We start from the raw sequence: 10,500 nt of genomic DNA, 5'->3' as shown, positions 1-10,500 counted from the left end.
TTCGCGCGCTGGAACCCACGCTCATCGGCTTCGCCGAGATTCTGCAGCGGGACCGTGAGAACGTCACCCTCAGAATGGCGATCACGGCGTCGAGTACAGAGCTCGCCACCTACCCGCTTGAAGCAATGCAGACCCATAGTGCCGTCATAGCCGGCGAACTCGCTCGGCACCGCCCCGCCGCCACCGACGAAGCCGACCGGCTGGCCCTCACCTGGTTGGCCAACGGGGTTCTGGTCGTCGCCCTCAGCAAATGGCTGGAGGGCGACCTGCGGCATCCCCTCCCCGCCCTCACGCTCCGGTCCATCGAACGGGTACGCGCCGCCGCGACAAGATAGGCGTCGAACGCCACCGGCTGCGGCAGTCAGAAGTCCTCGTTGAAGGACACCGTGCCGGCGACTCCGACCTGGTAGGCGGAGACCCGGCGCTCGAAGAAGTTCGACAGTTCCTGCACGTCCTGCAGTTCCAGGAACGGGAACGGGTTCGCGGAGCCGAACATCGGCGTGAATCCGAGCTGCGCCAGCCGACGGTCGGCGACATGTTCCAGGTAGGTCCGCATGTCGGCGACCGTCATCCCGGCGACGCCGCCGGCGAGGAGATCCTCGGCGAAGACGGTCTCGGCGTCGACCGCTTCGGTGAGCATCCGGCGCACGGCGGCCTCCAGTTCCTCGTCGACGAGGTCCGGTTCCTCGGCGCGGATGGTCCGGACCACGTCGAGCGCGAACTCCATGTGCTGGGACTCGTCGCGGAACACCCAGTTGGTTCCGGACGCGAGCCCGTGCAGCAGGCCGCGGGAGCGCAGGAAGTAGACGTAGGCGAACGCGCCGTAGAAGAACAGCCCTTCGACGCAGGTGGCGAAGCAGATCAGGTTGAGCAGGAAGGCGCGGCGGTCCGCGCGGGTGCGTAGCCGGCCCAGGGCGCCCAGGGAGTCGATCCAGCGGAAGCAGAACCGTGCCTTGGCGCGGATCGACGCGACGGTGTCGACCGCGGCGAACGCCTCGGCCCGCTCGTCCGGGTCGGGCAGGTAGGTGTCGAGCAGGGTCAGGTAGAACTGGACGTGCACCGCCTCCTCGAACAGCTGGCGGGACAGGTACAGCCGCGCCTCGGGCGCGTTGACGTGCCGGTAGAGGTTCAGCACCAGGTTGTTCGCGACGATCGTGTCGCCGGTGGCGAAGAAGGCGACGAGCCGGTTGACCAGGTGCCGCTCGGCGGGGCTGAGGCGGTGCAGGTCGGCGAGGTCGGCGTGCAGGTCCACCTCCTCCACTGTCCAGGTGTTGCGGATCGCCGCCCGGTACCGGTCGTAGAAGTCGGGGTAGCGCATCGGGCGCAGAGTCAGCTTCATTCCCGGGTCGAGGAGCGTCACTGGCATGCCTCGCAGTTCTCCGGGTTCTCCAGAGAGCAGGCGACCGACGCGGCGGCGTCGGTGGTGACCGTCGCCTGCTGGATGCGGGTCGCGGGGCGCGAGCGCAGGTAGTAGGTCGTCTTCAGGCCGACCGACCAGGCGTGGGAGTACATCGATGACAGCCGGCCGATGTTCGGGTCGGCCATGAACAGGTTCAGCGACTGGCTCTGGTCGAGGTAGGGCATCCGGGCCGCGGCCAGGTCGATGAGCGCCCGCTGCGGCAGCTCCCAGGCGGTGCGGAACACCGTACGGACGTCGTCCGGCAGCTCGGCGAGCCCCTGCACCGAGCCGTCCGCCGCCCGGATCCGTTCCCGGACCCGCTCGGTCCACAGCCCGCGGCGGCGCAGCTCCTCGACGAGGTAGGTGTTGATCTGCAGGAACTCGCCCGACAGCGTCTCGCGTTTGAACACGTTGGACACCTGCGGCTCGATGCACTCGTAGCAGCCGGCGATGGACGCGATGGTGGCGGTCGGCGCGATCGCGAGCAGCAGGCTGTTGCGCAGGCCGTGCACGGCGACGGCGGCCCGCAGCGCCGCCCATCGCTCCGGCTGCGTCGGCGTCACGTCGAAGTGGTCCGGGTGCAGCACCCCGCGGGCGGCCCGCGTCTGGGCGAACGCCGGATGGCGGCCGTGCTCGCGGGCGAGCTCCACGGACCGCTCCAGCGCGGTGAGCGCGATCTCCTCGGCCAGTCTGGTGGACAGCTCCCGGGCGGCGGGGGAGTCGAACGGCAGCCGCAGCGCGAAGAACACGTCCTGCAGGCCCATGACGCCGAGGCCGACCGGCCGCCAGCGGGGGTTGCTCGCGGCGGCCTCGCCGGTCGGGTAGTACGTGATGTCGATCACCCGGTCGAGGAACGTCACCGCCGTGCGGACGGTGGCGCGCAGCCTCGCCCAGTCGATCCGCGTCGCGGGGTCCGTGGGCGGTCCCGCCGCCGCATCCCCCGCCGCGTCCACCGTCGGGTTTGCGATCGGGTCCGCCGATGCTGACGGGTCGCCGTCGCCGGGCGACAGCGCCAGCAGGTGGCGGGCCAGGTTCACCGAGCCGAGGTTGCAGACGGCGGTCTGGCTGTCGCTGGTGACCTCGAGGATCTCGGTGCACAGGTTCGACAGGTGGATGACGTTGGCGGGCTCGGCGGTCTGGTTGCCGGTCCGGTTCGCGGCGTCCTTGAAGGTCATCCAGCCGTTGCCGGTCTGCGCGAGGGTGCGCATCATCCGGGCGTAGAGGTCGCGGGCGGGCAGCTGGCGGACGTAGCGCCCGGCGGCCTCCGCGGCCCGGTAGGCACGGTCGAACGCGTCGCCCCACAGGTCGGTCAGGTCGGGGACCTCGTCGGGGTCCATCAGCGACCAGGTGTCGTCGGCGTGGACGCGGCGCATGAACTCGTCGGGGATCCAGTGCGCGAGGCTGAGGTTGTGGGTGCGCCGGGCGTCCTCGCCGGTGTTGTCGCGCAGCTCGAGGAACTCCTCGATGTCGGGATGCCAGGGCTCCAGGTACACGCAGGCCGCGCCCTTGCGCCGGCCGCCCTGGTTGACGGCGGCGACCGACGCGTCGAGGGTCCGCAGCCACGGCACGATGCCGTTGGACCGGCCGTTCGTGCCGCGGATCAGCGCGCCGCGCGAGCGGACCCGGGAGAAGCCGATCCCGATGCCGCCGGAGAACTTCGACAGCCGGGCGACCTGCCCGTACCGCTCGTAGATCGACTCCAGCTCGTCGCGCGGCGAGTCGACCAGGAAGCAGCTCGACATCTGCGGATGCGCGGTGCCCGCGTTGAACAGCGTCGGTGAGCTGGGCAGGTAGGCGAGCGACGCCATCAGCCGGTACAGCTCCCCGGCCTCGGCGACGTCGTGGGACAGCCCGCAGGCGACGCGCAGCAGCCAGTGCTGCGGGGTCTCGACCAGCAGCCGGGTCCGCGGGTGGCGCAGCAGGTAGCGATCCTGCACGGTGCGCATGCCGAAGTACTCGAAGGCCCGGTCGGCGGCCGGGTCGACGAGCGCGTCCAGCTCGGCGGCGTGAGCGGCGACGAACCTGGCGGTCGACTCGCCGATGAGGCCGAGCCGGTGACCCCGTGCCACACCGGCGCTGAACGAGGTGATCCCCTGGCCGCCGACCTCGTCCGCGATCAGGGCGGCGAGCAGGCGGGCGGCGAGCCGCGAGTACTGCGGCTCGGTGCCGATCAGCTCGGCGGCGGTCCGCACCGCGAGCCGGTCGACCTCCTCGGTCGTCACCCCGTCGTACAGCCCGGCGGCGGTGCGGGCCGCGACCCGCCGCGGGTCGACCCGGTCCAGGTCCTGCGCGCGGCGCGCCACCGCGGCGATGATCCGGGTCACGTCGACGGGTTCGAGCGCGCCGTCGCGACGGCGGACACGCAACGCCTGAGTACCGATCGGGGACGACTCGGTGACGGTCAACATCGCTCCTCGCGCGGGTCCGGTGCGTGGGCTGGACCGGCGGCACGACGGAGCAGGACACCGGCGCGGGACGCGACCCCGAGACGCGGGCACCGGAGACGGCCTGACACGTCGAGGCGGCGCGGCGCGTCTGACAGCACGCGAGCACGCCAGGCCACGGCGATGACCGGCGAGGTGCCCGTGCCCGGACCAGCTCCGGCACGGTGTCCAGACCCTCCCTCGGGGCCGGCGGACCGCCGCGCGTGGGCACGCGCGGCACACTGGCAGGTCTTCGGACTCGCGGGCTCCCGTCGGCATCGCTCTACGCCCGACGGACCTACTGGCCGTCGCGTTTCCCAGGCGCTTCTCGCGCCCAGCGCACCTGACGGTGGTCGCGCCCACTTACCGCTGCGGGGCAGTCCCGGCCTTCCACCGGATTCCCTCTTACGACGGCCGCCCATGGCGGGGGCGGCCGAACCAGTGCGAGGCACACCCTACATATGCGACTCACATGCCTGCAAGTATCCCACATGTTGTGTCGGAGCCCCGGTCGTCCGGAGGGCATCACCTCGCTGTCCGCACTCCGGGGCTCGCGACTCGGCTCCTGGGCTACCGGGATGCGGGCTGAGCCGAGCCGAGTCGCGGAGGAGCCGTCAGGCCGATGTGGCGGCGGGGCGGCCTGCTCGGGTTCGTGGATGGCGGGCAGGCCGCGGGTGCCGACCCGTGACCGCCGCCATCGGCCCGAGAACATCACCGCCGCGTCCGACACTCGCGATCAGGCGAGGGCCGTCGCCGCAGCCGTTCGGTCTGTCAGAGCACGTTGGCGCGGGAGTAGAAGTAGGCCTTGTCCGACCAGCGCGCCGCGGTGCGCCATCGCGGGCCGGTCCTTCACGCCCGCGGAATGGGCACGGTACGCCCCGGGCGAGGATTCTCGGCGGATCTGCCCATAGCGTGCGGGGTATGTGGGTGGGCACCGAGGGTTTCGCGGATGGTGCGGGTGAGTGTGGCGGCGGTGAAGGGCTTGTCGAGGAAGGCGACGGCGGCGCCCTCGATCCGTTCGTCGAGAACGCCATGCGTATGCGCCGAGGTGTATACGACGGGAAGGTCAGGGATGATCTTTGTGAGGCGGTCGGCCAGCTGGCGGCCGTTCGTGCCGGGCATGATGACGTCCGTAAGGAGCAGGTCGATGGTGGGATGGCGTCGCGCCAGGTCGAGTGCCTCCTGGCCGTTCGCGGCGGCGAGCACTCGGTAGCCGGCGGCCGTGAGAATGCGTTCGGTCAGTTCGCGGACCGCGGGGTCATCCTCGACCAGCAGAATGGTCTCGTCGCCGTTGGCGAGGCGCTCGGCGCCGGGGTCGGCCGGCCGCTGGTCGACGACCGCGGCGACCACCGGCAGGTAGACCCGGAACGTGCTGCCGGCGTGGGGCGCCGAGCTGACGGTGATGTGGCCGCCGGCCTGCCGGATGATGCCGTAGGCGGTCGACAGCCCCAGACCGGTGCCCTTGCCCTGGTCCTTGGTGGTGAAGAACGGCTCGAAGGCCCGGGCCTGGACCTCCGGCGGCATGCCATGGCCGGTGTCGGTGACGGTGAGCACCACCTGGCCGCCTGATGGGAGGCCGAGGCGGCGGGATTCGTGCGCGTCGAGGTCGACGTGGTCGGTGGCTATCGTGAGCCGGCCGCCGTCCGGCATCGCGTCCCGGCCGTTGACGACCAGGTTGACGATCACCTGTTCGAGCTGCACGTGATCGGCCCAGACCGTGGCCGGGGCGGCACCGGTCCGGACAGCCAGCTCGACGTCCTCGCGGATCAGGCGACGCAGCATCTCCTCGAGACCGCCGACCAGCTCGTTGAGATCGACGGCCCGCGGCTTCGCCGCCTGGTTGCGGGAGAACGCGAGCAGCTGGCGGGTCAGCCCGGCGGCCCGGTCGGCCGCGCCGCGGATCGCGGTCAGGTCGGCCCGTGCCGGTCCGTCGGTCTGGGCCAGCAGCATCGCCGCGTAGCCGTCGATCACGGTCAGCAGGTTGTTGAAGTCGTGGGCGACACCGCCGGCGAGCTGGCCGACCGCGTCGAGACGCTGCGCCTGGCGCAGCTGGGCTTCGGCGATCTTCTGGTCGGTGACGTCGGCGACCATGGCCAGGAATCCCTCGACCTCACCGGTCGCGCCGACCCGAGCGGTCAGGGCGACCTGGGCGGACACCGGTCGCCCCGCGGCATGGCACAGCCCGACCTCGACGCGTTGGGTCCCGTCGCGGCGGGCCCGCGTCAGCCCGTCGATGATCTTCGAATGGTCCTCGTCGACGACCAGGTCCACGAGATCCAGCTCGGGCAGCTCCGGTCCGCCGCGCCCGACGAGGTCGGCCAACCGCGTGTTGGCGTACCCGATCCGGCCGTCCTGGTCGAGCAGGGCCACCCCCTCGCTGGTGGTCTCGACGATGCCGCGGTACCGCTCCTCGCTTTCGCGCAACGTCTGCTCCTCCGCCTGGCGGAGCTTGAGGTCCTCGAACACGGCGGCTCCGCGAACCAGCGCCGGGAAACGGCTCCGCAGCGTCCAGTACCAGACGGCGGCCGCCGCGGTGATGATGTCCCAGGCCGTGGTGCTGGGGTCGTTGAACGCGAGCCGCATCGGGTTGCCCGCGATGTGATCGCGATCCGACTCGTCGCCCATCTCCATACCCGGCATGTCACCGCCACCGGTCATGTGATGGCCGGTGAGGACGTTCATCGCGTGGTCCGGCAACAACAGGTGCACCGTGTGCCAGCCGTGGTGGACGCCGCAGGTGAAGAAGATCGCGGTGGTGGCGAGCCCCAGCCGGTTCTTCCGCCACTGCCCAGACCGCCACAGCGCCCGCCCGATCGCGACGGAGATCGCCGTGTACGCGGCCATGATCACGGCGTTTGCTGCGGCGCTGATCTGCCACCACGTCATGTCGCCTCCCCCGCCAGGCCCTTCGCCGGAGCTGGTCGATCACACCGCATGGCCGCTCCCGGCGTCGAGCGCGTCCAGCGGCCACACTCCTGGAGAAGGACCGGGATCACCGTGCCACGCTACGTGTTAGCCCGGAGACCATCCGCGGTGTCGGCGTGGTCCACGGAGGTGTGGCGATCGGCCTGGCGTCGGGGCGCGAGCGCGACGGTCGACGCGCGATCGGGGTCAGTGGGAGCCCTGGGTGAGGGCGGCCGCATCAGGCACGCGGACGGGTTCGGGCACGGTGAGCGGGAGGACGCCCTGGATCTGCCCGGGAGGTCGGTACCGCGGGTGCGGGTCAGTCGTCGATGTGGTGGCGGCGCCAGGCCGGCAGCAGGCGCCAGAGCCGCCCTCCGACGATCGTGGCGGCCGCGAGGAGGGCGTAGAACAGGGGAGTCCAGGCGCCGCCGACCGACGTGTAGCGACCGTCGGTGAACGTGTAGGTGGTGTCGTCGATCAGGTACCGGAAGCCGGGCCAGTGGAAGGTGCCCGTGGCATGCGGATCGATCGCGCGCACGCCGTCGGCGAAGGCGTTCTGGGCCTCCGTCACCAGCTCGGTCATCATCAGGACGGCGAGCAACACGATGGCACTGGCGGTCCGCCAGGCCGGGCGGGGCTGCCACTCGCCGAACTCGGCGGCCAGGTAGCCCGCCGCGAGCCGACGGGTCGGACCGAGTCGGCGCAGCGCCTCGGCCGTCCCGACATCCCGTGCGGCGGCGTGCAGGTTGGTACGCATCTCCCTGCGGTGCGCGACGCGGGCGCGGCGGGGCAGGTCGGCCAGATGGGCGTCGAGGCTCCAGACGGCGACCTCAAGGCGCAGGCGATCGGAGACGGCGAGCGGTCGGATGGTGGCCGAGGCGGGTGCTGGGGGCGGTGACACGTCAGTCCTCCGAGGGTTCGGCGGGATGCGGGGGGAGTGAGCGGGCGAGGACCGGGTTGACGACGTCGGACAGCGTCTTCCAGCTGTCGGCGCCCTGGGCGAGCGCGGCGTAGCCGTCCGGAGTGGGGCGGTAGTACTTGCGGGCCGGGCCGGAGCGGGAGGGTACGAGCCGGCTGCTGACGCGGCCTTCGCGCTCCAACCTCGTCAGTGCCGGATAGACGGTGCCGTCGGCGATGTCCGTCAGCCCGATGTCGCGCAGGCGCTGCACCAGTTGGTAGCCGTACGACTCGCGCTCGGCGAGCAGCCGAAGCAGCAGGACCGACAGCACGCCCTTGAGCAGCTGTGGGTCGAAGGCGGGAGGCACGCTCTCTAGTTTAGGCAGCTACCTGTCTTAGTCAAGTAGCTGCCGCGTCGCCGTCCGCGTCCTCGCGGCATTCTGTCGACGGGCGAGAGCCGTGGACAGCAGGGCGCCCAGGCCGACGGCGGCGAGCAGGACGACGCTGGGTTCGGCGGCGGCCCGGAAGCGGGTCGTCCCGTAGATCATCATTGATGCCAGGGAGAGCACGATCGGAGTGGCGAGGAGGGGCAGGGCCGGCGTCCGTCGGCGGCGCAGGACGACCAGGCCGCCGATGCCGAACGCGGCCAGGCACCACAGGGACACCGATCCGATCCTGCTGACCGTCTCCGGGCGTTCCTCGAGCGTGTCGAAACGCGCCTGCTGCCAGGGCCGATAGACCGCCCAGGTCCGGCCCAGTCGCGCGGCCGCGACCGTCGGCAGCCGGTCGCTGTTCTTCTCGATGTAGTGGAACGCCGCCTCGCGGAAGAACCTGTCGCGCTGGGAGGCCTCCGCCGGCGGGTTGCGCAGGGAGTTCGCGCAGGCGAGCGACCACCAGCCGAGCTGCGGACCGTGGTAGGTGTCGTCGCAGTGGGTGACGGCCAGGGTGACGCCGAGCCCGCTGGAGATGAACTCCGGTTCGTCGAACCGGGACAGGTTGTAGCCGACCCAGGGTGCGATGAGCAGCGCGCTGGTCGCGGCGCACGCCACGAGCAGCCGCAGCCGGTGGGCCCAGGTCAGCGTGGGCAGCCGGAGCACGATCGGCGTCACCAGCGCCAGTGCGAGCAGCGCCAGCTCGGTCCGGGCCAGCATCGCGGCGGCCAGAGCGGCCCCGACCCAGACGGCGTCCAACGGACGCCGGCGGTTCCACAGCCGGTAGCTGGCGAGGATGAGCAGCGTGCAGGACAGGATCGCGGGCGTCTCCGACATGAGCACCGGGTCGCTCAGCCACATGCCCGGGTAGACGGCGGCGATCGCCGCGGCGATCAGGCCGGTGGCCGGGCCGGCGATCCGCCGGCCGGCGAGGCCGACGACGACGACCGACAGCGTGCCGAGCAGGCACGAGAAGATCTGGTGGTCGAGGAAGGTGCGCAGCCCGACCAGCGACGGGATGGCGAGCAGCAGACTCGTCAGCGGCGGGTGCTGCGCGTCCGGCAGGTACGTGTCCCTGTCGATGAGGACGTACGGGTTGGGCCAGCCTCGCCCGTCGACGAACAGGTTCGCCGCATGGTGGTAATAGTAGGCGTCCCCGGCGATCTTCATCGGGTACAGCGAGCCGAAGAGGAAGCCCAGCCGGACGGCGAGCGCGACCGCGGCGATCACCGTGATCGCGATCCACCAGCGCCGCCGGCCGTCAACGATGACCTCGGCCGGCCGGTGGCGCGGACGTCGTTCGCTGCGATCCCTGCTCGGCATATGTCCGCACATTAGGGGTTGGCGAACCCCGCGGAGCGCGGCGGGTGATCGGCGCCCGCCCCCACGGCCGGGGTCGTCACGCGGCAGGCTGGTGGTCGGCCCTGGTCGAGACCCCACCCGATCGCATCAGGGCGGGTGGGGGCGGTTCACCGCGGGCGCGTCCGCATACCGTGCCAGCAGGTTCTGCAACGTCAGCGCTGCCGGTAGGGCAGTGGTGGGCAGCGCGGTGTAGATGGTTCGGCGCAGGGCCTGGTCGTCGAGGGGGCGCAGGACGAGCTCGGTGGGAACCGCCCGGGCGGCCAGCGAGGGGACCAGCGCGACGCCGAGGCCGGCGGCCGCGTACCCGAACTTGCCGGTCCACTCCGCGATTCTGATGATCTTTCTCGGGGTGAAGCCCGCCCGGGCGCAGGCGTCCGCGAGCGTCGTGGGGCGGTCCCCATAGGCGTCCTGGAGCCATGCCTCGTCGCGCAGGTCGCGCAGGCGGACCGTGTCGGCTCCAGCCAGCGGATGGTCGCGCCGCAACGCGACGAGCAGCTCGTCCTCCATCAGCGCCGTCGTGACGACACCGTCGGCCGATGGCAGGCCGGACGGGTAGTCGCTGACCACGGCGAGGTCGAGCGCTCCCTGCGCGAGGCGCCGCATCAGCGTTTCGCTGCGGCCTTCGAGCGCGGTCACCTCGACGTCCGGCCTGGCCTGCGTGAACGTCCGCAGGGCGGCGGGAACCAGGGAGATGTTCGCGGTCGCGAACGCCCCCGTGCGCAGCGGACCGCCGTGGCCGGAGTGGATCATCGCCAGATCCCGCTGGGCCCGTGACAGCCGGTCGAGCACGTCCACCGCGTGCCGGTACAACGCCTGACCAGCGGGAGTGAGGCGGACGCCCCGGGGAAGCCGCTCGAACAGCGGCCCACCGGCCTGCCGCTCCAGTGCGGCGATTCGCCGGGACACCGCGGACTGCGTGTAACTGAGCCGGGCCGCCGCTGCGGTGAACGATCCGGTGTCGGCCACGGTCACGAGCAGGCTCAGCGCGTCGACGTCGAACACATTCCTCCCACGCATGGCTGCGATGCAATCTACTCGCTGGTGGAATACCTCGCATTCACCTAACGTCACCCTCGGTTGCGGC

The 10,500-nt window shown here is 71.5% G+C and carries 8 protein-coding genes and 1 riboswitch; of the genes, 1 reads left to right on the top strand and 7 read right to left on the bottom strand.

The window, feature by feature from the left end; translation table 11 throughout:
- Nucleotides 1-335 (top strand): acyl-CoA-like ligand-binding transcription factor (locus C1A33_RS35400; RefSeq protein WP_165818631.1); only part of this gene is annotated, 335 nt, incomplete at its 5' end.
- Between the two features lie 26 nt (nucleotides 336-361).
- Here the strand turns inward: C1A33_RS35400 and C1A33_RS28545 are convergent.
- The 7 genes from C1A33_RS28545 to C1A33_RS28515 form a co-directional block, all read right to left on the bottom strand.
- Nucleotides 362-1,366 (bottom strand): ribonucleotide-diphosphate reductase subunit beta, encoded by a 1,005-nt coding sequence (locus C1A33_RS28545; protein WP_101834962.1) that lies wholly within the window; start codon nucleotides 1,364-1,366, stop codon nucleotides 362-364.
- On the bottom strand, nucleotides 1,357-3,807 hold the full coding sequence (locus C1A33_RS28540; RefSeq protein ID WP_101834961.1) for a ribonucleoside-diphosphate reductase subunit alpha: 2,451 nt from the start codon (nucleotides 3,805-3,807) through the stop codon (nucleotides 1,357-1,359). Before C1A33_RS28540 ends, C1A33_RS28545 begins: the two co-directional genes overlap by 10 nt.
- Nucleotides 3,808-4,049: 242 nt before the next feature.
- Nucleotides 4,050-4,280: riboswitch (cobalamin riboswitch) on the bottom strand.
- 391 nt (nucleotides 4,281-4,671) lie between these two features.
- Entirely contained in the window at nucleotides 4,672-6,708 is a 2,037-nt protein-coding gene (locus C1A33_RS28535; protein WP_101834959.1) for a hybrid sensor histidine kinase/response regulator, read from the bottom strand.
- Nucleotides 6,709-7,045: 337 nt separating this feature from the next.
- The gene (locus tag C1A33_RS28530; protein ID WP_243408030.1) at nucleotides 7,046-7,627 is read right to left on the bottom strand and encodes a hypothetical protein; all 582 of its coding nucleotides are present in this window, start codon (nucleotides 7,625-7,627) and stop codon (nucleotides 7,046-7,048) included.
- Between the two features lies 1 nt (nucleotide 7,628).
- Nucleotides 7,629-7,991, bottom strand: a complete 363-nt coding sequence (locus C1A33_RS28525) for a PadR family transcriptional regulator (protein WP_207770552.1) — start codon at nucleotides 7,989-7,991, stop codon at nucleotides 7,629-7,631.
- Nucleotides 7,992-8,018: 27 nt separating this feature from the next.
- Entirely contained in the window at nucleotides 8,019-9,377 is a 1,359-nt protein-coding gene (locus tag C1A33_RS28520) for a glycosyltransferase family 39 protein (RefSeq protein ID WP_243408029.1), read from the bottom strand.
- A gap of 126 nt (nucleotides 9,378-9,503) precedes the next feature.
- Entirely contained in the window at nucleotides 9,504-10,433 is a 930-nt protein-coding gene (locus tag C1A33_RS28515; RefSeq protein ID WP_207770551.1) for a LysR family transcriptional regulator, read from the bottom strand.
- Nucleotides 10,434-10,500 lie beyond the last annotated feature (67 nt).

It is taken from the genome of Frankia canadensis (genome assembly GCF_900197875.1).
GTDB lineage: Bacteria > Actinomycetota > Actinomycetes > Frankiales > Frankiaceae > Frankia > Frankia canadensis.
This window is presented reverse-complemented; position numbering and strand designations above follow the sequence as displayed.